General features: G+C 41.9%; 22 protein-coding genes. 11 read left to right on the top strand and 11 right to left on the bottom strand.

The genetic code is table 11. The features are described 5' to 3' along the window. Positions 1-23 precede the first annotated feature (23 nt). The 8 genes from LI82_RS07495 to LI82_RS07460 all read right to left on the bottom strand — a co-directional run bounded on the left by LI82_RS07495 (position 24) and on the right by LI82_RS07460 (position 5,783). On the bottom strand, positions 24-338 hold the full coding sequence (locus LI82_RS07495; RefSeq protein ID WP_048194705.1) for a hypothetical protein: 315 nt from the start codon (positions 336-338) through the stop codon (positions 24-26). Positions 339-348: 10 nt separating this feature from the next. Further along, a complete protein-coding gene (locus LI82_RS07490; protein WP_135607270.1) occupies positions 349-1,272 on the bottom strand; it encodes a DUF7490 domain-containing protein in 924 nt (307 codons plus the stop codon). 75 nt (positions 1,273-1,347) lie between these two features. Beyond that, entirely contained in the window at positions 1,348-2,139 is a 792-nt protein-coding gene (locus tag LI82_RS07485) for a COG1361 family protein (RefSeq protein WP_048194701.1), read from the bottom strand. 159 nt (positions 2,140-2,298) lie between these two features. Beyond that, the gene (gene hypE / locus LI82_RS07480) at positions 2,299-3,360 is read right to left on the bottom strand and encodes a hydrogenase expression/formation protein HypE (protein ID WP_048196108.1); all 1,062 of its coding nucleotides are present in this window, start codon (positions 3,358-3,360) and stop codon (positions 2,299-2,301) included. 36 nt (positions 3,361-3,396) lie between these two features. Beyond that, a complete protein-coding gene (hypB, locus tag LI82_RS07475; protein WP_201770311.1) occupies positions 3,397-4,050 on the bottom strand; it encodes a hydrogenase nickel incorporation protein HypB in 654 nt (217 codons plus the stop codon). Between the two features lie 21 nt (positions 4,051-4,071). Then, complete coding sequence (locus LI82_RS07470) at positions 4,072-4,455, bottom strand: hydrogenase/urease maturation nickel metallochaperone HypA (RefSeq protein ID WP_048194699.1); 384 nt, start codon at positions 4,453-4,455, stop codon at positions 4,072-4,074. A 1-nt stretch (position 4,456) separates the two neighbouring features. Next, a complete protein-coding gene (gene hypD, locus LI82_RS07465) occupies positions 4,457-5,551 on the bottom strand; it encodes a hydrogenase formation protein HypD (protein WP_236622709.1) in 1,095 nt (364 codons plus the stop codon). Position 5,552: 1 nt separating this feature from the next. Further along, positions 5,553-5,783 (bottom strand): HypC/HybG/HupF family hydrogenase formation chaperone, encoded by a 231-nt coding sequence (locus LI82_RS07460; RefSeq protein WP_048194695.1) that lies wholly within the window; start codon positions 5,781-5,783, stop codon positions 5,553-5,555. Between the two features lie 175 nt (positions 5,784-5,958). On the opposite strand from LI82_RS07460, the gene LI82_RS07455 reads away from it, so the two are divergent. The 3 genes from LI82_RS07455 to LI82_RS07445 are packed head-to-tail and all read left to right on the top strand — an operon-like array spanning position 5,959 to position 9,380. Continuing rightward, entirely contained in the window at positions 5,959-7,032 is a 1,074-nt protein-coding gene (locus tag LI82_RS07455; RefSeq protein ID WP_236622708.1) for a hydrogenase small subunit, read from the top strand. Between the two features lie 6 nt (positions 7,033-7,038). Then, positions 7,039-8,826, top strand: a complete 1,788-nt coding sequence (locus tag LI82_RS07450; RefSeq protein WP_048194693.1) for a nickel-dependent hydrogenase large subunit — start codon at positions 7,039-7,041, stop codon at positions 8,824-8,826. Positions 8,827-8,873: 47 nt separating this feature from the next. Then, positions 8,874-9,380, top strand: a complete 507-nt coding sequence (locus LI82_RS07445; protein ID WP_048194691.1) for a hydrogenase maturation protease — start codon at positions 8,874-8,876, stop codon at positions 9,378-9,380. Positions 9,381-9,689: 309 nt separating this feature from the next. On the opposite strand, the gene LI82_RS07440 is transcribed toward LI82_RS07445, so the two are convergent. Beyond that, positions 9,690-9,875 (bottom strand): DUF1059 domain-containing protein, encoded by a 186-nt coding sequence (locus tag LI82_RS07440; protein ID WP_048194689.1) that lies wholly within the window; start codon positions 9,873-9,875, stop codon positions 9,690-9,692. A gap of 291 nt (positions 9,876-10,166) precedes the next feature. On the opposite strand from LI82_RS07440, the gene hypF reads away from it, so the two are divergent. After that, positions 10,167-12,443, top strand: coding sequence for a carbamoyltransferase HypF (hypF, locus tag LI82_RS07435; protein ID WP_048194687.1), 2,277 nt, complete (start codon positions 10,167-10,169; stop codon positions 12,441-12,443). Between the two features lie 259 nt (positions 12,444-12,702). Then, positions 12,703-13,638: an alpha/beta fold hydrolase gene (locus LI82_RS07430; protein WP_081955781.1), complete on the top strand. Its 936-nt coding sequence runs from the start codon at positions 12,703-12,705 to the stop codon at positions 13,636-13,638. 607 nt (positions 13,639-14,245) lie between these two features. On the opposite strand, the gene LI82_RS07425 is transcribed toward LI82_RS07430, so the two are convergent. Next, positions 14,246-14,926: an MBL fold metallo-hydrolase gene (locus tag LI82_RS07425; RefSeq protein WP_052402806.1), complete on the bottom strand. Its 681-nt coding sequence runs from the start codon at positions 14,924-14,926 to the stop codon at positions 14,246-14,248. A gap of 543 nt (positions 14,927-15,469) precedes the next feature. Here LI82_RS07425 and LI82_RS07420 point away from each other — a divergent pair. Both LI82_RS07420 and LI82_RS07415 read left to right on the top strand, forming a co-directional pair. Continuing rightward, positions 15,470-20,482, top strand: a complete 5,013-nt coding sequence (locus tag LI82_RS07420) for an Ig-like domain-containing protein (RefSeq protein ID WP_048194683.1) — start codon at positions 15,470-15,472, stop codon at positions 20,480-20,482. Positions 20,483-20,497: 15 nt separating this feature from the next. Further along, a complete protein-coding gene (locus tag LI82_RS07415; protein WP_081955780.1) occupies positions 20,498-20,977 on the top strand; it encodes a PGF-pre-PGF domain-containing protein in 480 nt (159 codons plus the stop codon). Between the two features lie 103 nt (positions 20,978-21,080). Here the strand turns inward: LI82_RS07415 and LI82_RS07410 are convergent, their stop codons facing one another. Further along, a complete protein-coding gene (locus tag LI82_RS07410) occupies positions 21,081-21,461 on the bottom strand; it encodes a winged helix-turn-helix transcriptional regulator (protein WP_048194680.1) in 381 nt (126 codons plus the stop codon). 180 nt (positions 21,462-21,641) lie between these two features. Here LI82_RS07410 and fae point away from each other — a divergent pair, with 180 nt between their 5' ends. The 4 genes from fae to LI82_RS07390 all read left to right on the top strand — a co-directional run bounded on the left by fae (position 21,642) and on the right by LI82_RS07390 (position 26,366). Next, positions 21,642-22,145, top strand: coding sequence for a formaldehyde-activating enzyme (gene fae / locus LI82_RS07405; protein ID WP_048194678.1), 504 nt, complete (start codon positions 21,642-21,644; stop codon positions 22,143-22,145). Positions 22,146-22,363: 218 nt separating this feature from the next. Continuing rightward, on the top strand, positions 22,364-23,023 hold the full coding sequence (locus LI82_RS07400) for a cobalamin B12-binding domain-containing protein (RefSeq protein WP_048194676.1): 660 nt from the start codon (positions 22,364-22,366) through the stop codon (positions 23,021-23,023). 414 nt (positions 23,024-23,437) lie between these two features. Next, positions 23,438-25,051 (top strand): SulP family inorganic anion transporter, encoded by a 1,614-nt coding sequence (locus LI82_RS07395; RefSeq protein WP_236622707.1) that lies wholly within the window; start codon positions 23,438-23,440, stop codon positions 25,049-25,051. Between the two features lie 268 nt (positions 25,052-25,319). Beyond that, a complete protein-coding gene (locus LI82_RS07390; RefSeq protein WP_052402805.1) occupies positions 25,320-26,366 on the top strand; it encodes an exonuclease/endonuclease/phosphatase family protein in 1,047 nt (348 codons plus the stop codon). Positions 26,367-26,487: the final 121 nt, after the last annotated feature.

Raw genomic sequence — 26,487 nt, 5'->3', positions numbered from 1 at the left:
AAGATCGTGATCTGGCTGATTGATCACTTTCCCAAAAACATCTTGATCATGTAAACTCCCATAACCACAACCATCAGGCTAAAGACTGCCTGCATAAGTGCCTGATATCTGGGGTTGAAAAGGGCAAAGATCGCTTCCTGCATACTAAAAAAGAAAGAGAACAGGGCAATAAAGATCAGAGCCACAAGAACGATCACCACTGATGCATTAACGAGTTTCTTGAAAGATTCGTCATTGTTGTTGCTGTTTGAAGCTCTTCCTTTTGCATCCGGAGCCAACGTTGCAGGTTTTTCTTCTTCCATGCTCTCGATTTTATTTATGTCTTCTTCCCCCGTCATATTATTCCCTTCATTTTCTTTGCTTTTTGCTGCTTAATATTCCACTATTAACGATCCCGGCTACCAGAAGGACTGCTGTGAGCGTCATCAGGATCTGGAATCCGGGCATCGCATCTTCAGCTGGTTCCTCTGTTGCCTCATCCTCGACAACTGGTGTACCTTCTTCCACAAGTGGATATGTATTGATAACGTCTATCTTATAGATCTCATCCAGCTTAACCGGCGCTGGGGTTTCAGATATGGAAACTTCCCTTCCGTTCTCTTCCACAACAACTGTAAATGTGTAATCGTCATTCCTCGGGAGGACAAAACGGACGTTTCCCCTGACCCGGCTTGAACCTTTGAGTATCCCGAGTTCGTCACTTTCGGTATATGCTTTGTAAGGATCCACTCTTGCGGTTACTATCATATTAAGAGATCTGGAATCTCCTCCCTCGTTGTAGATCCCGGGAGAGATATCTACCACTGCCTCTCTATCCGAGTTCACGAATTTGGTGATCACAAGGTTCATGTCGGTAAGCTTAATGCTAGCCGGCTGGTCAGCTGATGGTTTTTCTTTCACTGTAACGAAAGTACCTCTTTCTTCCAGAAGCCTGTCATCCTCAAAAAGCTGAACTTCTATTAAATACTCCCCTGGTTCCGGAACTTCAAGAGATACACTATTGTAAGCCATGGATTCGGCTTTGACATAACCCATGTCCAGATTCTTTTCGGCAACTATCAGCTTCGTGCTCTGGTCGATTACATTGATCTTTACAGAAAGCATCGAACTGTCGGAATTCTGGTCATTTCGGATATAGGGGGTTACTGTCAGGAGAGCACCTTCTTCCTGAGGAGTGGACATCACATCTATGTCCTGGATGAAGACCTCATCATACTCCCTATAAAGGTCTCCCGGAGTATCAATGCAGCCGGAAAATGAAGTTAAGATCAAGCTGATGGAAATAAAAAATAAAAATAGGGATATTTTAGATCCCGATATTTCAAATCCCATGTGAATCAAACCTGATCAAAGTTTTATTTTGAGTACAAGGGACTGGGAATCAATAAGGTAATCTCCCTGCATCAGTCTCACAGACACGTCTGTCTCCCCATTAGGAGCATCTTCAAGTACCGGAAGCTCAACACCGCGGGTATAGGAAGTACCTCCCCTTGCCATTGCCTGGGTTATGTTGAAGCTGGCATTTCCTCCGATAAGCTCGTTCTCAATATCAACAAGCACAATCAGGCTATCTGCAGCGATCGTGGTCTGTCCGTTGTTTTTAACTGAGAACTTTATAGTAGCATTTTCACCCTTTTCAGCTTCCCAGGTGGAAACCGGTGGAGTTGCAAGCAGATTATCTATATCTTCTACAAAACCTACGAATTGCAGTGATGCATCCGGAAGGACAACGGTCTGGACCGGAATGTTCTTTGTCATGATCACGGGCTTTTCATCCTCATCAAGGCCTGATGCGTATGATATGGTCAGCATTGTAGTTTCTTCAACTGAATCAAATGCAGGGGCCTGGATCCTGGCATTAACAGTTGCTTTCTTAGTTGCAGGAATGTTTATATCTGAGCTGTCCCCGAGAATTGTAAATGGCCCAAAAGAACTCACTCTTACAGAATCAATTGGCTGGCTGGTATTGTTGTTGAGCACCATCACGGATATATCCTGTTCCTGGAATTCCTTCATAACTATCGATTCTGTACTTAAGATCAGATCATCTGATCCCACAGGGGTCATAGTGGTCGTAGACACACAACCAGATGCAAGAATAGCTAAAACGATCAATATAAGTCCTAAATTTTTATTCATAAGATGTCCTCTTTGAAATTTGTAATATGTTACAAAATTAACACAGATGTTATATAAATGTTATCAGTTATGGGTTAATTTTGATCTAATTGACGGAATCACGTAGTAGAAATCCCATACATTTCAAAAAGTTAAAAAAGAGCAGGCTAATTTCATATCTCAGCATATCCTTGGTATCAGGTCGCCTGTAGGTGTATCTACATACCTCATGCTTCCAATTGTTGTTCTCATCAGAACCTTTCTTGAATTCTCGTCTGTTGCTTCCCCTATGATGGCAGCATCCTTACCATACTCATGTTCACGAATTATTGATAGTACTTCCTCTGCATGTTCAGCTTTCACACAGATGACCGCTTTACCTTCGTTTGCTACTTCAAGCGGGTCTATCCCAAGCATTTCACAGGCAGATGATACTGATCTTTTTATAGGAAGGTCCTTTTGTTCAATGATGATCCCTGTTCCGCTTTTCTGAGCCATTTCGTTCAGTGCGCCTGCAAGTCCTCCTCTTGTCGGATCTTTCATGGCTGATATGGCAGGCCTGCCTTCGATAGTTCGTATTGGAATAACTGACCTTATCATATTCCATAAAGGCGCTACATCAGATACCAGGTCGGTGGTAAGATCGAATCCTTCCCTATGGGCCAGGAGCGATATCCCGTGATCACCTATGGTGCCTGTAAGGATTATCCTGTCACCGGGACACATCCCACAGTCCCGGATAACTTCATCCGCGATCCCGATACCTGTAGTATTAATTATTATGGAGTCAAGTCCGTTTCTCTCGATGGTTTTTGTGTCACCTGTTATGATAGGAACACCCACCTCTTCTGCAGTTTCGTTCATGGACCTTATTATTTGCTCAAAAGAATCAAGTTCAAACCCTTCCGGCACAACTATCGCACATGTAAGGGCAAGAGGTGCAGCTCCCATTACTGCAAGATCATTGACAGTACCTGAAACAGCAAGCCTGCCAATGTTGGAATTAGGGAAAAAAGCAGGTTTTATCACGTGACTGTCTGTAGTTATCACAATCTCATCAGAGTTTTTGTTATTGGCAATGGTACTTGCGATGTTTATCGTTGCACCGTCATCGAGATTGTCAAGACCCACAAGTCCTGCAGATCTGCTAGTTATGTTGTCGAGGATCACTTCACGGATAAGTGCCTGCATCGTTTCTCCACCAGCTCCGTGTTCCATCCTTATGACTTTATCTTTTGACATGATCATCACTTATTGTTATCAGAAACAAGAATGTCTTTATTCAAGATAGGATTCGATGTACTCTATCCATCTATCAATGCTTATCCTGTCATTTCTAGAGGTTAGGAGTACGGGAATTGATGGATTTAACTTTTCAATATCAGCTTTCATTTTGGAAGGATCGGCAGATACAGCTTCACTGATGTCCACCTTGTTCACGATGGCAAGGTCAGAGGTCCTGAATATCATCGGATGTTTTAAAACAGTATCATCACCCTCACTTACACTTACGACCACAACACGGACGTTCTCACCAAGTTTATAGTCCACAGGGCAGATGAGATTCCCTACGTTTTCGATGAATAAGATATCAGTATCTTCAAGATCGATATTTTCCATTGATCTTTCCACAAGTTTTGCATCCAGATGACATTCACGTCCGGTGTTTGCAGCTACAGTTCTCACACCAAGTTTTTCAAAACGGGATGCATCCATCTCTGCTACCACATCACCTGCAATAACCGCAATTCTGTAACGGTCTTTGAGCGCATTGATCGCCTCTTCAATAAGGGTTGTTTTCCCGGAACCTATGGCTCCCATGATATTCATGGCGAAAACCCTGTTTTTGATCAAAAGCTTCTTGTTGCTATGTGCAAGCTCATTATTGGCTTTCATGACATCTTTGTTGACATTTACCACGTGCATCAGCATTGATTTTTCCTCTCTCTAATTTCATATGTCGATATCTATCGTCTGAATTATGAGCTCATTTCCACCAACCAGCTGAAGCAACTTCCCGCATACGGGGCAGGTCATTAATGCATATTCGTAAAGGGATTGCTGATCATCACAACAAGCATTGTCTGGAACTCCGGTATCTTCTCTATATCCGCATTCACACTCACCGTACGGTGAAACGAAATTCACATTGACCTTTGCACCTTCGGCAATACTGTCCCCGGACAGAACATCAAGGCAGAACAATAACTGGTCAGGATTCACATGTGTTAGCCTGCCAATTTCCAGTGTTATGGAATTTACTGCTGATGCTTTATTCTGATCTGCTATTGCTATCACAGTTTCAAAGATCTCACAGGCAAGTGAATACTCATGCATATTATATTCCTTTATTATGTCTATATTTGTACCAGTTATAGCATGTTCCTTCCAGGCTTACCATGCAGGGGCCGACCGGAGCTTCAGGTGAACATCTTCTACCAAAGAGAGGACATTGGGAAGGTTGAGCACGAGCTGTCAATATTTCAGCACAGATACATTCTTCATAAAGACCATTTTTACCATCAACATTATCGCTCTCTGAAGCTTTTTTCTCATGAAGTCGCTTATAAATATCAGCATGAACATTTACAGCATCAAATTGTTCAAACTCTTTTTTCAGAGCAAGACCTGAATTTTCGATCATGCCAATTCCCCGCCATTTGCTATCGGTCTTCTTAAAGACCTCATATAATAATTCCCGGGCCTTGAGGTTTCCCTCAACATTCACACAGCGTGGGTATGCGTTTTCCACACAAGACCTGCCGGTTTCGAGCTGGTTCTGGACCATGGCTATGCCGAGGAGAACATCAAGAGCTTCAAAACCCGTTACTACGATTGGAAACCCTTTTTCTGAAATTGGATCATATGGTTCAGTTCCAATGATCGTTGACACATGTCCTGGTGCCAAAAATCCGTCCAAATTCGTATCTCGTGTGAGGATCTCCATTGCCGGAGGCATGAGTTTATGGGATGTGAGAATGCTGAAGTTCTCAGGCACTCCTCTTAATAATGCAGCAGCATTGGAGGGTGCAGTGGTCTCAAATCCGATCCCGAAAAATACGATCTCAAGGGTTGGGTTATCTTTTGCGATCTTTATGGCATCATCGATGCTGTAGACCATGCGAATATCATATCCATCGGACCTTGCATCAAATAGACTTTCCGTAGTTCCCGGTACCCTCATCATATCCCCAAAGGAAGTGATCACCTTTCCTGACCTTGCCAGTTCAATTGCAAAGTCGATGTCCTCTACAGGGGTTACACAAACAGGGCATCCGGGACCGCTTAATAACTGGACGTCCTCAGAGATTATATCGCGAATTGCATATTTTGATATGGTCCTTTCATGAGTGCCACATACATGCATTATTCGAAGAGGGGTGGCATTTTCATTAATTCGTGATATAAGCTTTTGTTCAATATTTTCCATCATATCAACTGAGGTCCATCACATCTCTTAGTAGTTTGAGAATTTCTTCACTTTCTTCATCAGAGATCAATGAGATGGCATACCCGACATGAACAAGCGCATGCTTGCCTATAAGTGAACTATCAGCTCCCCCTATAAGATCAAGGTTCACTTTTCTCTTTATACCCCCGATATCCACAGTAGCCGTATTTTCATTCAGGATCGAAGTTATTTTCCCTGGAATGGCTATGCACATACTATAAAAAAGGGGTGTTTTGTATTTAATATGTGTTGTCTGCTACCAATCATGTAATTGCTATTTATATCTGGAAGTAAAATAACTACTATAGTGAGATGGGTTTTATCGATCAATTTTAGTGGGGGGCTATCACAGGATCGATCTTGAAAATCATTCATAATGAGATGGTCACTTGAGTGAGGGAAATACAAATTCAGATAGTAGTGTAAATGATCTTGATTTCTTAAGGATGGACTGGCATAAGTTCCTTAAGGCAAGAGGGTCGGGCGGGAGTTTCAAGCTTCTGGAGAACTATAAGAACGATACTCAGGGTGACCCTGACTTTCCTGTGACCCATGTCCTGTGGATACAGGGTGCCCAATGTACGGGATGTTCTGAGTCTTTACTGGATGCTTCCAACCCGGGGCTCCTGAAGGCATTTGAGATACTCAACATCGATCTGGAACGGCATGAAGCATTCCTTGCACACCAGGGACTATTTGTTGATGGTGAGCCTGCCAATACATCAGAACTTAATTCTGAGATCCTGCTCGATGAGATCAGTGAAAGGGGAAACTACATCCTGATGGTTGAGGGGGCAATTGCAAACGGGCCTGAAGGTTCAGGGAAATATTTCATGTCCGGGAACCGTAGCAGCAAGGATATGTTCAAAAAGGCAGCCCAGAATGCTGACCTTATAATCGCTGTGGGGACCTGTGCTGCGTATGGGGGCATTAATACAGCAAATAGCGATATAGTTGATATTCTGGATTACAGGGGTGTTGCCTTCACGAAGAAGGACCCATCAAAAGGCATGCTGAAGGTTCTCGGGATAGACAAACCTGTGATCAACATCCCGGGCTGTCCTCCTCATCCTGACTGGATAATCTTTACGTTAAGTGCAATTATATCCGGTAATGTCAAGATACCAGATGACCTGCCTGAGGTACTGGATGAGTTTGGCAGGCCAAAGGTCTTCTTCCCGCCGGATCATAACGTCCATAAGGACTGTCCCCGTAAGGAATTCTTCAAAAACAAGGAATTCGATAGTTGTGCTGGTGGGGAAAAATGCCTGTTGAGAATGGGATGTCAGGCCTTCCTTGCACATGCTGACTGTGCACTTCGCAAATGGAATGATGGGCACAGTTACTGTGTACAGTCGGGTTCCCCATGTATTGCATGTGTGGAACCGGATTTTCCTGATAATGCCAGACCTCTGTATTCAAGCAAGAAAAATAAGAAAAGTATAAAAAAAGAAGGAGACTGACCAATAATGGTTCGTGTAACAGTTGATCCCCTTACAAGGGTTGTAGGTCCTTTAAGATTGGATACTGAGGTTGATGAGAATGGCATCATAAAGGAGGCCAGAAGTTCCAATATGATCTTCAGGGGATTTGAACGTATATATCGCGGTCAGGACCCGAGGGATTCAATTCTTCTATCCCAGAGGATATGCGGGGTATGTCCCGTAGCACACTCAATAGCTGCGGTCAATGCGCTTGATGAGCTATATGGTGTTGCCGGCTCTGTTCCAAAGGATGCACTTGTTGCAAGGAATATAAATCAGGGTCTGAACACGGTCTCAAATCATTTACTCCATTTTTATATCCTGTGGGCTCCGGACCTTGCAAATCCTGCCTATGGTAATGTAATGTCCACTTTTGGTGATCTTGGAGCTTCTGTCTGGAAAGAATTACTTGGAAGATTTGCCCCGATCAGCTATAAGATCGGTGGGGAACTGATCCCTCCCGGCAGTTCATATGTTGGCGTTATCCCGATGAAGAAAAGACTACACGATGCCGGTGCTGTGATCGGTGGAAAGATGCCCCACCAGACCGTAACCTATCCCGGGGGAGTTACAAACAATCCAACAACTTCAGACATTCAAACATTGTCATCGATCATGTCTGAAGTTGTCGATTTCTTAAATAAAAATGTAATCAGCATACCTTTTGAGGACTGGATCGAGAACACTTACAAGGCGTCTTCTCCAAAGAAAGCTGTAGACTTCTTTATTGAACATCTTAATGAACTAACTGAAATGTCACTTCAGAAGAATGACCTTTCACGTCCAAATGGTTGGGGGGATGTAGAGCTATATTCCGCATTCGGCTCAGAACTTATTGGTGAAGAACTGCTGGGACTTCCGATCAGTCTCAAGCACGATAAAATGAGTGGCTACAATGATCTCTCAAAAATAGGCTTACTTTCATATGGCGGATTCTATAACGTGGGTCATGAAGGCTATGATCCGACAAGTCCTTCCGGCGATCGTTTCCAGACTTCCGGTTTTATGACCAGCTCGTTAGAGTATCATGATTTTGATTCAAATAAGGTCACAGAAAACGTCAAACATGCTTTCTATGACGATTATGAAGGCGACAGACATCCATATGAAGGGGTAACCGAACCTTTTACAGATCCCGACCGGATCAATTATGATAACTTTTCGGAGGAAAAATATACATGGTCTAAAGCTCCACGTTATGATGGTATCCCATGCGAGGTTGGCCCTTTATCACGTCTGCTTATTATGAAAGAGCCACTTGTTACGGGTCTTGTACAATTATTCCGGGATAATAACTATTCTCCTTTCAACAGCTTTACCAGAATGATGGCACGCATGCAGGAATTGTTCATTATCACCAATGAGATGATCAAGTGGATAACAACAGACCTTGATCCAAATGGAAGATTCCGTGTTGATATTGATATGTCAATGGGCAGAGATTCCAGAGGAATGGGTCTTTGTGAAGCTCCCCGGGGTGCACTGGGACACTGGCTCATAACAGATGATGAGTCAAAGGTCGCCAATTACCAGATAGTTACCCCAAGTGCCTGGAACCTGAGTCCCAGGGACAGTGAAGGAGTACCGGGTCCTCTTGAGCAGGCACTGGTGGGGTGCAGAATCTCTGCAGTTGATAACTGGCTGGGAGTCGATTTCAGTAACCCGACCGGCATTTTACATGTGGGGAGGTCCTATGATCCCTGTATTACATGCGCTGTCCACACAATAGACCTGACAGGAAAGAATCCTCCTGGCATATTCCGACTGCTGTGAGAAAATTAAGCATTCTCATATTTACAGATTATACTCCGGAGGCCTGAATGTCTGAATCAAGTCCGTCTGTTCGCATAATCGGATGTGGAAATACGCTAATGGGAGACGATGGTGTTGGCATAAGGGTTGTGGAGACTCTCAAAAAAGAAAGAACCGGTATTCCGGAAGGCATTGATATCCTTGATGCCGGTGTATGTGGGTTGGATATACTGAACCTGCTGGAAGGTGTTGATAAGGTCATTATTATTGATTCAGTGGTTGGCAGTGGCCTTACAAAAAAAGGTTCAATTCTTCGTTTCGATCTTGAGGATCTTTTGAACAAAGACAGTGAACACGTTGGAATATTCTCAGCCCACGATATCGGTATATCTGATATTCTGGCTATTGGAAAACATGTTCAGGAACTTCCTGAGGTAATCGTTTTTGGAATAGAGATCGGTGAGATCAACCACGATCTTTCAATGGATCTCAGTCCGGAGGTTCTGGCTGCAGTGGACAGTGTGATCCCGTATATTTTTGAGGAAATAGCCAGAAATACTCTCATCAAAGTTTGAAAAGGAACTGATCTGGTTGGGATGTCTGTGGATTTCCGGATCGTTTGATGGAGGGCATATCTTTAGAATCGAATCATTTGAGCCAAACCCTTATGTTTTGTCCAACATGATATCTTCAGATTTTTGCTTACACCAATTATATTGCGTCGAATAGAAAAAGACACCTGGCATGGGTTTGAGTAAATGGATAAAACTTTCAAACTACGATCAGAGAATATATATAAAAAAGAAAATTGAATAAAAAGAAAGTTGTATTCGGATGTGCCTTTCCCTTTATGAGCAAGTCACTCCGTTTCACGACAATTGATGTTATTCTTCCTTTATTGCTGCTTTGATCTCTTTTTGAGTATCAGGATCATTTAATTGTTCATCAGTATAACCATGTTCTTTTTTGGCGTGCTTTACAGCAATTTCCATCATTTCATCCGTGGTTTTTCCTTCAGCAACAAAGGGACAAGCAACCCCTAAATCTTTACAAGCTAATTTATATGTCATAAATTATGACCTCCCATTTACAGTATCTTATCCTTTCTATTTAAGGACAATGTAATATACTCAATTCAATATAGTAAAAATTTAAAAATTCTCGTTCGTAAAACATCCTATACTAATAATAATAATAATAAACAAGTGATGAAAGCATTCGGGGAATGACTGTGGGGTCAATGTTTTCTTCTAGAACTCATGAATCACTTTTCTCTTCAAGTCTATTGTCAGGCAAGAATACCCCTCAGACAAAGAAATCACGAGGTCTATTTATAGTATTTTGAACCAGTTACCTTAAAGATGCAAACTCAATGTAGGAAGATCAACGTTAGCGGGGTAGTGCAGGGTGTTGGCTTTCGCCCTTTCATCTATAGTATCGCAACAGAGAACGGCCTCTTCGGTCATGTGAAAAATAGGGGGAATGACGTAGAGATAGTCGTAGAAGGTGAAAATAATGACCTCGAAAGTTTCCTCCACGACCTCTATAATAAAAAGCCACCTCTATCACTTATCGACCAAATAAAAACTAAGGATTTTCCTGTATCGGGCTTTTCCGTTTTCTCGATACTTGACAGCGAACTGGATGATAATACCAGCTCCATTATCCCCACTGACACTGCAATCTGTTCCGATTGCCTGCGGGAAATGTATGATCGTAAGGACAGGCGCTATCACTATCCATTTACTTCCTGCACGAACTGTGGCCCGAGATATTCCCTGGTAAATTCTCTTCCTTTTGATCGGAAAAATACCAGTATGGTCGAATTCCCCCTGTGCCAGGGGTGTGGTCTTGAGTACAAACTCCCGTCTGACAGAAGATTCCATGCACAGGCCACCTGCTGTCAGGATTGTGGTCCTGTTCTTTCACTTACCAATGGTAGTGGTGATGTTATTGCATCCGGACATGATGCCATTATCAGATGTGCTGAACTCATTGATAGTGGATCAATAGTTGCAGTCAAAGGATACGGTGGTTTCCATCTTGTCTGTGATGCTACTTCAGACAGTGCTGTCCTGAAGCTCAGGAATTCTCTTGATCGTCCTGCCCAGCCTTTTGCAGTGATGGCAAAAGATGTTGATACGGTATCTTCTTTTGCCAGTATCGATGCAGATGAAAGTTCCCTATTGCTCAGCAGGCAGCGTCCAATAGTTGTTCTGGACAAAAGTAATGGTCTTGCATTATCTGATCACATTGCTCCCGATCTGCACAATATAGGAGCAATGTTACCGTATTCAGGCACACACCACCTTCTGTTTGATAATAGTGACACGGATGTTTATGTGATGACATCTGCAAATCTTCCAGGTCTTCCAATGATGACAGATAATGAAGAGGCATTGTCACATCTCGAAAGAATCGCAGATCATTATCTTCTTCACAACTATGTTATCAGGAACAGGACAGATGACACGGTTATCAGGTTCGTTAATGGTAGAAAAGCTTTCATAAGACGATCGAGGGGTTTTGTACCTGAGAGGATAGAGCTTCCGTTCTCAATAGAAGCGGCGATAGGTGTTGGTCCCGAACTTAACACTACTGTTACATTGGCAAAGGAGAACAGTGCATATATTTCCCAGTATATTGGTAACACAAGGCACTTTGAGACCGCTCAGTATCACAAGCAGGTCGTTTCTAATTTAGAACAATTGACAAAGATTAATCCTCATCGATGGGGTTGTGACCTTCATCCTGAATTCAACACCACGCATTTCGCACAGGAGCAAGGTGGAAATAATACGGTTTACGTGCAACATCATTATGCACACATCATATCTCTAATGGTGGACAATCTCTTGCCTGCCGATTCAAGGATCATCGGTATAGCTCTTGATGGTGCTGGTTATGGGGAAGATGGAACAATATGGGGTGGAGAGGTCCTTGAAGCCACATATTCTGGTTATGAAAGAATTGCTCATCTTATGGAGCAGCCAATGCCTGGTGGGGACAAGGCTGCGATCAATCCTTCACGCATGCTTCTGGGGATGTTGCATGATGTTCTTGAGCCGAAAGAATTGAGAGGGCTTCCTCTTTATTTTAAGCATGGTGAGCCAGAACGTGACATTGTATTGCAGCAACTGGAAAAGGGTGTAAACCTGGTTAGAACGAGCAGTTTTGCAAGGGTGCTTGACAGTGCAGCAGCACTTCTTGGTATTTCACAATCTCGCAGTTACCAGGGTGAGCCTGCAATGAAGCTGGAATCGGTTGCAAAAAAGGGTGTGCATAACCTGGATCTGCCTGTCGTTTGCAAACGAGGAGTGCTTGATACTACCAGTTTGTTATATGATCTCTACGAAAGGCTTGGTACACATGATGTTTGCGATCTTGCATATTCTGTAGAGGATGCCCTTGCCGTCGGGGTTGCGGAACTTGCAATATCAGCTGCTAAGAAAAGGAATGTTGACACTGTGGGACTAAGTGGGGGTGTTGCTTATAACGAACACATAACAGGACGTATCTGTGAAGTTGTTAAGGACGCTGGGTTTGAATTCATCACCCATAACAGAATCCCATGTGGTGATGGTGGGGTTTCTTTGGGACAGGCAGTTGTTGCAGGAAATTCTGAAAACTTTGACTGAATGATTCCTTGTTTTCAGATGTACATTTAGAAAGTACTTTCCGATTTAATGATTATTAAGTATCCAATCACATATTATTCGCTCAAATAGCTGCTATCTTGATGTAGTTTCAGGTAAGAATAGATCCTTACTGGTGCTGTGGAAATTTTATCTAATATTTCCAACATTTGGGAAAGTGTTTCTCCTATGGTTTCTCCGGGATTGCTTAGTTGTCTGATCGGAAGTTGTCTTTTTATATTTTAGATTATATTCAAATATCATGAAATTAAGAATTGATCTGATTCTAACACTGATTCTCATAACTCTTGCATTTTCTGGTTGTATTGGAATGGAGGGTGAAAGCGCAATGCACGAATCTTCAGAATTTTCGATCAATTCATCTTCTGTAAATGCCTATTCATTCATTGACATCCCACCTCTGCTTGATTCCATATCTAGCAATGATGGATTGCATGGAGAAAGTGGAAATTATGATACTGACGAATTTTCGATAGTTGAAGCTCCTGTTAAATATGCTTCTGTTAATGGCATTAAGATAGCCTACCGTGAGTTTGGTTCAGGTGAACCGATTATAATGATATCTCCATTTGCTTCAACAATGGACATGTGGAATGCGACATTTGTAGAGCAACTGGCCGATAGGCACAGGGTCATTATCTTCGACAACAGGGGAATGGGATATTCATTTGACAATAACAGTTCTATTACGATACATCTTCTGGTCAATGATACCGGGGGGCTGATGAATGCGCTTGATCTGGATTCTGTAAATGTATTTGGTACCTCCATGGGAGCATCGATTGCTCAGGAATTGGCTCTTGAATACCCCGGAAAAGTTGATCGTTTGATCCTTTCATCAGCAACATACAGTCTCGATGTTCCACAGACTGAGCTTCTGAAAAGCAGACTTCAATATCGGGCTTCTGATTCCTCTACGGACCCAATACTCAGTAAGTATGCAGAAGGGAACCTGGGGTGGAATGGCACATATGAACGCCTGCCTGAACTTCAAAGCAAGATGCTGCTTCTCGCAGGAAATGAAGATATTCTCACACCTACGGGAATTTCCATTATGATCGCGGAAAAGGTTCCCGATTCAGAAGTTGTCCAATTTGAAGGTGTGGGACATTTAGGAGAGCAATATCTTCCTGAAGAATACGCAGATGCTATACTGTGTTTTCTGGCATCAAAGTGATCTGGTGATATGTGCCAGTTTCGACAAATACGTTATAAGGTCATTAAAATTAAGTCATTAAAGTAGTGTGGAAATCCTCAATTATTGTAATATTTTAACAATGATTTCTGATTTCCATAGATCCAAATATTAAATATCTGTTAGCTTGAAATTTTGAAAGCCTAAACTCTTTTTTTCTAATAAAGACTTATGATCTTTCTTTTAGCTTAAGATTTTAATTCTTCTGCTCTTTCATTACATTCGATTGCCTCATCATATCTTCCAAGATATTGGAGTGTGCATCCTTTGGAAGAGATAATATGAATAAAATGAAGAAAGGATGTTTGTGCTTGCACGATTTGTAATAACATTCCTGTGAACCAGTCGCTTACCTGCAGATCATCTTCTGTTGCAACGATCCCTAGAGGTACTACGGGACATTTAGCGGGGGTTGTGCGTTCCTATCGGCTACTTTTATAAAACATGTGCCTTCGGTTTTTCGTACCAAGTTCACTTACAACTAGATTTCTTTGGAATATGATCGTATTGGTTGTTTAAATTAAACTAGTTGACCCGAATTCAGAGAAGATGTCTCTATATAAAGAAATACTGTGATCTTTATGATCAATTATATCCGAAAACTCTCTTTCAGATCTTCCAAAGTGTAAGGTCCTCCGAAATGTGCAATATATATTCTCTCCGGAGCATAGTCAATTAGTTTTTGGATGCTTTTCATAACTTCATCCCGATCATCTGCCCAGAATGGAATATTGGGCTTGCTGGAAAGAAGTGATGGGACTATCAGATCTCCCACGATGGCATCACCATTATCCAGAATAATTGATACAGATCCGGGAGTATGTCCTGGTGTGGAGATAACTTTTCCCATGACTCCGTATTCATCAAGTTCGAACAGATCCTCAATGAGAATATCGGGTTCAAGTGGAGGATAACGTGTGCTCTTTCCCCGTCCAAGAAAAGGCTTGAAGATCCTTCCGATAAATCTGGCAGGTTTCAGTTCTCCCTGTATACCATTGCGTAGCTTATCTGCATCCAGGTGATGTATGGCAACTTTTGCACCGGTTATTTCATGCAACTTTGCAGCACTTCCGGCATGATCGGGATGACCATGTGTCATAACAATGAGATTCACATCTTCGGGAGCGATATCAACCTCCCGGAGTTTTTCAATGATAGCATCTTCGCTTCCCGGATAACCGGTATCGACCAGAACAGTTCCTTCTCCTCTTACGATGAAAGCAGTTGTCATCTTCAGAGGTATTGGAATTACATTTGTAGCTTTATTCATGAGCCCTTTCCCCACTTATTAAAGTTGCATCGTTAGTTATTATATTTTTTGCAATGGGTTTGAAAATGACCTCTCTATGTTCTTTCCTGATCTTCCAAATGCCATCTTTACCGGATTATTTTTAATATAGAGATTTACGTTCAAGAATAGTATCTAATTATGTCGAATGATAAGAAAAAAGAGCCTGCAACAGTAAAGCACGTTGATCCTCTAAGTCTTTTCCAGCGATGATTTCGTCGGTAGTATTTCTGTTGTGCTTTTTTGTTGCTATTATAATTATCTATTTCAGGAATATAATGTATGTAGATTTAAAAACATTTCAATTATGTTATCTAAATGTTTTTACTTTTAAATCAAAACTATTGATCTTTTAATTTCAAATTCGCTTGATAGTTATGTATATATATAGCATGTAAACGATTTATATAAAACTCTATTAATTATTTAATAATATATATTTATAAAATTTAGGTTGATATAATGATATTTATAAAAAGATCGAATAATACACTTTTTCTTAGTTTATTGCTGATATTAATCGGTATGATGATCTCATCTCCTGCGAGTGCAGCCACATTTGCAGGTGGAGACGGTACTGTCGCGGATCCATATCAGATCTCGACAGTAGAGCAGCTTCAGGATATGAGCACTGACCTGTCAGCAAACTATATATTGATCAATGATATCGATGCCAGTGTCACCAGTGGCTGGAATGGTAACGCAGGCTTCACTCCTATCGGTGATTTGGATAATCAATTCACAGGCACTTTTGATGGTGATGGTTTTGTTATCACTGGTCTTTACATCAATAGACCAACCACAGATGATGTTGGTCTTTTTGGATATGTGGATTCTGTTGCAGTGGTCAAAAATATTGGCCTTGAAGATGTGAGTATTACTGGTCATTATGAGGTAGGTGGTCTTGCTGGAATGAATGATGGTTTTGTTACACAGAGCTATTCTACAGGCAATATCAGTGGTGATTTATCTGTGGGTGGTCTTGTGGGGAGTAATTTTGGTTCTATTTATCAAAGTTATTCCATGAGCAATGTTACTGGTTCTGATTATGTAGGTGGCCTTGCTGGAGATAATCGGTATTTTGATCCAGATTACGGAACTATTAATGAAAGTTATTCTACTGGATATGTTACTGGCAATAATTATCTAGGTGGCCTTGTTGGAGAAAATGATTATACTGTCACCAATAGTTATTGGGATACCCAAACTTCCGGTCAAGTTACAAGTGGTGGTGGTACAGGCAAAACAACATCTCAGATGGAAGACCAATCTACCTATGTTGGTTGGAACTTTACTTCTGAGTGGGCTATAGACGGAATTACCAATAATGGTTATCCATTCCTCCGGACATTCTCTGAACCTGTAAGTTTTTTTGCAGGCGGAGACGGTTCTGCTGGGAATCCATATCAGATCTCGACAGTTGAGCAGCTTCAGAATATGAGCACTGACCTGTCAGCAAACTACACATTGATTAATGATATCGATGCCAGTGAAACTATTGAGTTGGGCGGGGGATTTGATCCAATAGGATATGATTCAGAAGATCCTAGTATTCAGTTCAGCGGAACTTTAGACGGAAATGGATATGAGATAAATGATCTTTACATTTACAGACCAACTGAAGACTATGTTGGATTATTTGGATGGGCAACTAATGAAGCAGTTATTAGGAATATTGGTTTAGTAAATGTAAATATTACCGGCAAGTATTGTACTGGAGCTCTTGCTGGATTAAATATTGGAGAGATAAACCAAAGTTCTGCCATTGGTAATGTGACTGGTACATACACATATACAGGTGGACTTATAGGAGCCAATGCAGGTAACATAACTAGTAGTAGTTTTAATGGAAATGTAAGCTCTGAAGACTATTATGTGGGCGGTATTACAGCTTATAATGAAGGAAATATTTTATTAAGTTATTCTGGTGGTAACGTCATTGGTTTTGTGGATATTGGGGGTTTTGTTGGTTGGAATGTTGGAGGTATTATAAATCAGAGTTATTCCACCTGTAACGTTACTGGTGGAGGGACTGATAGTAGAGCTGGAGGTCTTGTTGGTAATCTTGGAGGAGGATCTGTTGATCGGAGTTACTCCACTGGTTTTGTGACTGGTGCTGGTTCAAACGTCGGTGGTCTTGTAGGAGCTAATTTTGAACTACCTGTCACAAACAGTTACTGGAATAATGTGACATCCGGGCAAACCACAAGCTCTGGTGGTGAAGGTAGGAACACTGCTGACATGAAAAAGCAATCAACATTCGTTGGATGGGATTTTACTTCGGTCTGGGCTATCGGTGGAACGACCAATAATGGTTATCCATACCTCCTGAACAGTCCTGCAGAATTTGTTCCAAAACCCCCAATGACCTCCCTCTTCGCAGTTCCACTCAATGAAACTGACTTTACTTTTTCAAGTTCTGATTTTGTTGAAGGTATAAATGTTGAGTTTAACACATCAATGGATAATGTTGACCTTACCCTTATGAGCACCATGAACATTGTGAAACTTACCGGAGCTCTGGATAATGATGTATGGGTCAGGATCTATGTTGATGGTGCCCCAGAACCTGTGCTTGAAGAAAAGATGAGGTCTCTCAGTAAAGATAAATCAAATATTGACGAAGGTTCAACAGGAACAAGACCTATAAGCTTTACGATTCCTTCTTCCGGAACACATAATATTACTTATGAGTTCAACAGAACAGGCAATGGTGCGGTAGAGGTCAATGATATTGACATAACTCTCCTGAAATTTGTTACGGCAGAAGGAAACCAGGTTCGTGACCAGCTTACGGATGTGAGCTATAGTCACTCCTCGACTACATTTGATGACGCATTTAATTGGTCTGTGGAAAAGAGTGTTGAATCCGGTACATTTGTGATAGGTAAGTATTCTCTCAGTTCTGATCTGGAAACAGCCTTGCAGTATTATTACCAGGATCTCAACTCAGTTGACATTTCCACATCATGGTCAAGGCATCTGGAAGACGGTTCTGATACAGGGTCTGTTTCCGGTATTTTCGTGGATCGGAATGAAGAAATGAACAAGAACTACAGTCTTTTCTCCAGAAATATTGCAGATGCTGCTACTACCAATGTGGTTGGAAAGGTACTTGACTTTGACCTGGGGGACCTGGAAGGATATGAGGTAAGTAGCTTTTCTGTTTCCAATGAGTCCACTGACACTTCAAGTAACAAAAAACTTGGACCTGGAACACATCTGCTTGCAACCGAAAGCATGACCGTCTATAACGGTACCGGTTATTTCCTTGCAATGACCAGCTCTTTCAGTTCAGCTTCCGGCTCTCAGACACCGACATATTTCATCAACTGTACTCAGGTACCGGATTGTTACTCCAAGAAGGAGAGATTCCTGATGTCAAACGATGATATCGGTAATGCGTTCATCTATTACACTACTGATGATCTGACACCGGGTGTAACATATGATTTCAACCTGTGGGTAACTGTGGAAGATGGTGAAGAGCTTGTTCAGATCGATGAGGTACTTGCCGGGTTTGAGATAAGTGAATTCGATATAACTTCTATTAATACAGCACCACATGTGGCTATAATTGCACCTGAACCGGATGCCAATATTTCTGGTACTTTCTATGTCAATGCATCTGTTACTGACAACAACGGGGATGCATTTCTGTCCAATGTAAGCCTGAGCAACATTACAGGAAATGTTCTCTCTTATGAAGGTCTCTTCCAGAACAACCTCTCTGTTGATATTGACAGCACTCAGTTTGCAGATGGCAGCTACAATATTATCTGGGAAGCATGCGAGAACGAATCAGCTGAAAAGTTCTGTGCAATCGATGTTATTGATGTAACAATAGACAACAATGCTCCGTTCATCGATTTCAATGATGAGACAACCGATGAAGGCAATTTCAGCCAGAACTATATCGTTGGTAACATAAGCGTGAGTGACGTTTCACTTAATGCTTCTGCTATCTATCTCTACAACGAGACGGGTCTTAAAGATTCAAGCATCAGTTCTGATCTAACACATTCCGTAAACTTCACATCACTAGCAGATGGTTACTACCAGTTGAACGCAAGTGCATGGGATATTGCAGGCAATATCAAGTATACAGAAACAAGAGCTATCCTGCTTGATACGACCGATCCGGTAATTGTATTCAACGAGGATACAACTGCTGAAGGTAACTTCAGCCAGACCAGTATCTTTGCTAACGTTACATCCTTCGATGTTTTCGGCTATTCCAGCCTTACAATATCCCTGTACAATGAGAGTTCACTTGTGGATTCCAGTACAACCGAAGGTAATGGTAACCTTTCCAACGAATTCACAGGTCTTGCTGATGGTGTCTATTACCTGAATGCAACCGTAGTTGATCTTGCAGGTAACACCAACACTACCTCTACTCTGGAGATCACACTGGATACTGTTAAACCTGCGATCGATTTCAATGATGAGACAACTGATGAGGGCAATTTCAGCCAGAGCTACATTGTTGGTAACATAAGTGTGAGTGACATGTGGCTGAACGCTTCCGGAATCTACCTGTACAACAGCAGTGGAGTTGTTGATTCCAGCATAAGCTCGGATCCAACTTATTCCGTTACTTTCAGCGGTCTTGCTGATGGTTACTACCAGCTGAACGCAAGTGTCTGGGACTATGCCGGTAACACCAATGAAACTGAAACAAGATCTATCCTGCTTGATACGACCGATCCGGTAATTGTATTCAATGATGATGTGCTACCTTCAGGTAATTTCAGTCAGGACTGGGTATTTGCCAATGTAACAGCATCTGATAATATGGGCATAAGGAATGTTACGATCTACCTTTACAACAGTACAGGATTGTTCAATTCCACATCATACCCCGGCAGTCTTTCTGTGAACTTCACATCACTGCCATCCGGAATGTATTATCTGAATGCGACTATTGAGGATCTTGGAGGTAATATTGTTCCGATCGGTCCTATTGCCTATGGTATTGATGCAATCGATATGGAAATAACCAATGTGACTGCATCACAGGTGACAGACAGGTCAGCTACCATTTCCTGGAAGACGAATGAAGCTGCCAATTCCACGGTATACTATGGTCTCGATTCAAATGTCTCTATGAATATTTCAAAAGCAGTATTTGGAACAGATCACAGTATCATGCTAACCGGACTTCAGGATGAAACACTGTACTACTATAAGGTAGTCAGCTACGACATCTTTGGTTTCAACAACTCTTCCCTGATCAGTAACTTCACAACTGTTAAGACAAGCACTGTGGGTGGATCATCTGATGACGACGGTCTTCCAAACTACTACTACTTCCAGGATCTGAAGGAAAAGCAGGAAAATGAAGCTGCCTGCTCAGCACTTGAGGCTTCCGGGGAGTTTGATGTGGGACATGTTATGTCAGGAGATACCGTTGAAATCGATACACTTGAACAGCTCAGGAATGCCGGATGTATGGTCACCGGTGTGGACATTAATCTGGGTAGGGATGTCGATGACATGGATGTGACCATCACTCAGAGCTCATCATCCTCTTAGGAAGAACCTGCTGACATATCATTTGCAGTAGGCAATGGAGCTTGTGTCTATGGATACATCAATATTGACACCAGTAGTCCGGGAAGTACGGAAAGTGCACTGATCCACATCCGTGTTCCTGTAGCATGGTATGAGCAGAATGAACTTGATCCAACCACCACAACTGTGACTCACTGCGGCGCTGAGTCTGTTGAATGGGAAGTGCTTGAAGTTGTTTCCTCTTCAGTGGATGAAGACTATTATTTCTTCACAGTGAGGACTCCGGGATTCTCAGAGTTCGCAGTAGGAGCGCTCCCATTTGGTATGGATGCAATGTTCCCTGTGGAAAGTGAGGATGTTGACACCACAACCTACAGCGGACATTTAGGTGATTCTACAGAAGAAAGAGTTACAAGTTCAATGTGGCTGCTTCCTGTGATCGCAGGAATTCTGGGAATTTTCTTCTTCGTCCTCTGGAAGAGGAGGAAGGATGAAGAAGATGAACAGATGAGATAAGTGAGGTCAAAGTAAAGTAAGGATATTTGTCCTTGCTTCTCTTTTTTATTTTTTTTTGAGCTATTACGGTTATACTTGATAATTAACATTTAATGTTACGTGCTCATTGATCATTAATTCCGAGGATCTTTTTTGTAAGCTCAAAGCTTTTCTCAGTACATTCCGGAGCAGATTCGTCCACGCATTCCTTATAAGCGAACTCTGAAAGTTCGAAAAGTACCCTGTTAAGATTCCGGCCTTTGTCTGTCAAGTGATATTCTATGTTCAGGGGTGTTTTGGAGGTGATCACCTTTTCTATAAGTTCATCTTTTTCAAGCTGACGCAATTTGTCTGATAATACCTTACTACTGATTTTGGGATTATTCTTTAAAAAATCATTGAAGTGTGTGCTGCCACAGAACATATCTCTGATAATGTTAAGTGCCCATTTTTTGCTTATTAATCTGATTGCTTTATCGATTGGACTGTTCTCTAACTCTCCCATGAATTCTCACCTGGTTACCATATGGTAAGATTAAGTTATTAAATAACCTTTTGTTATTAGGGGGTGCAAATACGGCTTTGGAGAATGCGTTCAAGTTCTGGTATGGGGTTGGTAATTTTTTGAATTACTTCCATTACATCCGGATCGGATTATTCTGAAAGTCCAAATGGAGAGTAAAATATGGCAAAATTCACAAACAGCTTAATTGGCGAAGCATTGGTAGGAGAAGGACCAGAAGTTGCACACATCGATCTTGTTATCGGTACAAAGGGAAGTGCAGTTGAGACCGCGTTCATGAACGCACTTGCAAACCCGCAGCAGGGTCATTCCCCATTACTTGCAGTCCTTGAACCAAATGTTATGCCAAAACCTGCAACACTTCTGGTGAACAAGGTAACCATCAAGAATGTATCCCAGGCTTCCCTGATGTTCGGACCTGCACAGGCAGCTGTTGCAAAAGCTGTAATGGACAGTGTAGCTGATGGCGTCATTCCAAAAGAAGAAGCAGAGAATCTTCTCATCATTGTTTCAGTCTTCCTTGAATGGGATGCAACAGACAAGGAAAAGATCTACGAGTTCAACTACGAAGCAACAAAGATGGCAATAAAGCGTGCTGTTGACGGAAAACCAACAGTCGATGAAGCACTTGCAAAGAAGGACTCTGCAGAGCACCCATTTGCTTAAATCAATGATCTCCTGCGAGTAAATTCGCAGGATATCATCATAAATTACACTTTTTATTTTTCATTATTATTGATTTGCTGATCATAGATCCTCATTAGCCTACACTATTAAATGTAAACTATCTTTCCAGCAGGTTGAGTCATTTCCAGATCACTGAATAAATAGTATTATATAGTGTTCCATGAACATTTATTATGGTACTTTAAAGGGTGAGTGTAATGCTATCAAAAGAGGAACTTCTCGGTCAGGCATACGAATCATTTGTGGAAATTGATGAAAATAGGGTATTCGAGGTCATTGAAAAGTGGTTTGAAAGCGGCTATGACGTGAAAGACCTTCTGGAAAAATTCGTTGAGGCTCTGACTGAGATCGGTAGAAGATTTGAAGAAAAAGAGTATTTCCTTGCCCAGTTGATGAATTCAGCTTCTCTTCTTGATAAAGCGAACGATCTCATTGCTGAAAGGCTGGCTGAAAGTGGGATAAAGGTCGAAAGCAAAGGAACTGTTGTCATAGGCACTGTCAGGAATGACACGCATGATCTGGGGAAGAACATTGCATCAAGTATGTTACGAATTGCAGGCTTTAATGTGATCGATCTGGGTAAGGACCTAGGTCCATCAGAGTTTGTCGATGCAGCAATTGAGAATGAAGCTACCATCATTGCAGCATCCTCTATGACAAGCACGACAATGAACAATCTCAGGGAGATCATCGATCTCTTGAAAGAAAAAGGAATTCGGGATGATGTAAAAGTAATGGTCAGTGGTGCTCCTGTTACGCAGGAATATGCTGACAAGATCGGTGCTGATGCCTGTGTCAGGACTGCTAAAGAAGCTGTGGATGCTGCTGAAATACTTATCAGATGCCATAAGGAATGACTGACTGCTGCATTTAGATAGCGTTTTCCTACTGGGTTTTATTTGTATTTGTAGATTTCAAAAACCCTCTTTTGCTCTTTTTTTAATTATGGTACTTTCTGGTTCTGATCAATTAAAATAAAGATCGTTCCAAAAACTATTTACCCTAGTAACATGTCTAACGCAACCAACCGGCTACATTAAAAAAATTGGCACCCGGTGATGGAGCCCGTGGAAATTAACGCATCAGTCATCTGATTTTCTGGATCTGGTCTTTGATAGCCACAGGTTTAGTCCATGTATCCTGAGTCATTTCTATGTCTGTATGATGCTTTTTTCGATCTCGTGCTTCATAAATCAAAAAATGAATCGATTTAAAGACTTGATCTAATGACAACTGAACATAAAATAAAAAAATATTTTGAAGAATCGTTTTTGAGTGACCTTAAAGCAGGTTTCATCACTGCGGTCGTAGCGCTTCCTCTTGCAATTGCATTCGCTCTGGCATCCGGGGTAGAACCTGTAATGGGACTTTATACTGCAATAATTGCAGGTGCTCTTGTCTCCTCTTTTGGCGGTTCACGTTATTCCATATCAGGGCCTACAGGGGCCATGACCGTTATCATTCTCTCAACGGTCAATACTCATGGTGTGGAAGGTTTGTTGCTTGCAGGATGCTTAGCGGGTATCTTCCAGATACTGTTCGGTATAATGAACCTGGGTAAAGTGGTGAAGTATATCCCATTGCCCGTGATCTCCGGTTTTACAAGTGGTATCGGTGTGATCATATTGATCGGCCAGCTTTCCAATTCCTTTGGACTTGTACTTCCTGCACGTGAGCATGTCTGGGAAACTGTGTATGATGTATTTGTAGCTCTTGGAATGGCGAACACCACAGCTATCCTCATCTTTAGCGGTACCATTGCACTGATGCTATTGCTTCCAAGGATACTATCCGGGTCAAGATACCTGAACAATGTTCCAGCATCCATTGTGACGCTAATGATCTCTGTGGTTCTTACGTATTACTTTCATCTTGAGGTTCCAATAGTAGGCGACATTCCGGGGAATATCCCGCAGTTTCACATGCTGAACTTCGATCTTGAGCTCATATATGCTGTTCTTCCGGCTGCCTTTACGATAGCTCTGCTGGGAACCATAGAATCGCTTCTATGCGCTGTGGTCTGCGATGCAATGACAACTACAAAACATAACAGTAAAAAAGAGCTTATTGGTCAGGGTATTGCGAATGTGGTTCTTCCTTTCTTTGCAGGTATTCCTGCAACGGCAGCAATTGCAAGAAGTGCAGTAAATATCAGGGAAGGCGCCAGGACACGTATGTCAGGAGTAATACACTCTCTGATATTGTTTGCTATTCTCATATTCTTCGGACCGATTGCAAGGTACATACCAAAGGCCTATCTTGCAGGTATCCTGATACTGGTTTCTATAAAAATGATCAACATTGAAGAGATCAGGACCACTATGAGGATTAGCAAGATGGACACCTTCGTCCTGCTTTCGACCTTTGCACTGACCGTGCTGACAGATCTTGTATTTGCCATTCAGGCAGGCATGTTCCTTTCAATAATACTGCTGTTCATAAGGCTGACAAATATGATCGATATTCATACAATGGAAAACTATGACCCATCAGAAGGTATCAATGCTACGATACTTTCCGACCCATATCTCCATGATAATGTAGCTGTCTACACGATCAATGGTCCGTTCTTCTTTGGAGCGATGAACGTATTCGAGCACAAGGTCGATGAACAGATCAATATGAGAAAGAAGTATGTCGTGATCAGGATGCGGTATGTTCCTTTTATCGATACCACGGGTATAGAAAGGCTGAAAAGCTTTATTCTAAACCGTAATAAGTTGGGGGATCATGTCTATCTCACAAGCGTTCAGCCGGAAGTAATGGCTGCTATCAACTCTGATACGGCTCTTAGTGAAATGGTAAAGGAAAAAGATGTGCTTATATTCCAGAGGACGCAGGAAGCTCTTTCTTATCTGAGTTCCTCCGGGGAAGGTGGAAAATAAGCTTCTATCTGGTCATTTGAAGATGATCATGAACTTACTATCCTGATTCTCATCCAATATTAGGATATTATGGTGGAATAAGGAGCATGCTCTCCTTATTCTCCCTTTTTTTTATTGATCAGGGATGTTCGAATCTTCGAAAAGCTTTTACTTGTTACTGCATTTATGCAGGGTCTTTAAGATCAATAGGTTATTTTTTTCGATTATTTAATAACTTTAATATAATATAATAACTAAAAATCTATACTTCCAAAAAAGGAGTATAGAAATGTTACAAAAAACAATCCTTATCTTATTTTTAGCAATATTCCTGGTATCTTCCGGCTGTACGGATTCCACTGAAGAACTTGCAGGGTCTGTGGATGAGATCGCTACGGCTGCAGCAGAGGTGTCAGGTGCAATAGAAGAGATAGAATCCGAGTTGAGTGAATTGGACAAGGTCAACCAACCTGTGGTAAGTGTTCCATCTGATATCGATGATATGGATAATGTGGATGATACTACAACAACACCTGAACTTGAAGGTTCAGCATCCGATGCGAAAGATCTTCGGATAGGGGCTTTCAACATACAGGTGTTCGGTGTGACAAAGGCATCAAAACCTGATGTCATGCTGGTGCTTGCAGACATCGTCCGCACCTATGATGTCATAGCTATCCAGGAGATCCGCGATTCCTCGCAGACCGCACTTCCTGAACTTGTGGACCTTGTGAACAGTGACGGCTCACAATATGATTATGTTGTAAGTGAGCGGCTTGGGAGGACTTCCAGCAAGGAGCAGTATGCCTATATCTATGACACCACCACAGTTGCCGTAACGGGCACACCTGAAACATATCCTGAACCTGAAGGTACCGATCCGTTCCACAGGCAGCCATATATCAGCTCTTTCAGTGCAATAGAAGGTGATTATGATGCAGTCCTTATGGTGATCCACACCGACCCGGACGAGGCTACCGAAGAGATCAACGCTCTTGATGATGTGCTTGAATATGCACAACAGTCCTATACTGATGAAGGGGACTTTGTCATCATGGGTGACTTCAACGCTGACGGTAATTACTTTGATGAGGACTCATCCAGTGATCTTGATGGGTATTTCTGGCTGATCGATAATAGTCTTGATACTACCACAAAGAGCACTGACTATACCTATGACAGGATAGTGCTGACCGATGCTTCCGACCTTAGCGGTGAAAATGGTGTGTTCAGATATGATCTTGAATACGGTCTTTCCGAAGAGATGACAGTGGCTGTATCGGATCACTATCCGGTCTATATGGAGATCAGTTGCTACGGTGACAGCGATCTTTAAGAATTGGTGTTGAATAATTTATTCCTGAGCAGTGATGAGAAATTCTCATCACGCATTCTTTTTGAATCTGGAATCAGTATCTTCATTTCAAATGATCGGCATTGTTCCTGAACTAAGCTAT

It is taken from the genome of Methanococcoides methylutens (assembly GCF_000765475.1).
GTDB classification, from domain to species: Archaea; Halobacteriota; Methanosarcinia; order Methanosarcinales; family Methanosarcinaceae; genus Methanococcoides; species Methanococcoides methylutens.
The sequence above is the reverse complement of the archived record's forward strand: the minus strand, read 5'-3'. Positions and strand labels throughout refer to the sequence as shown.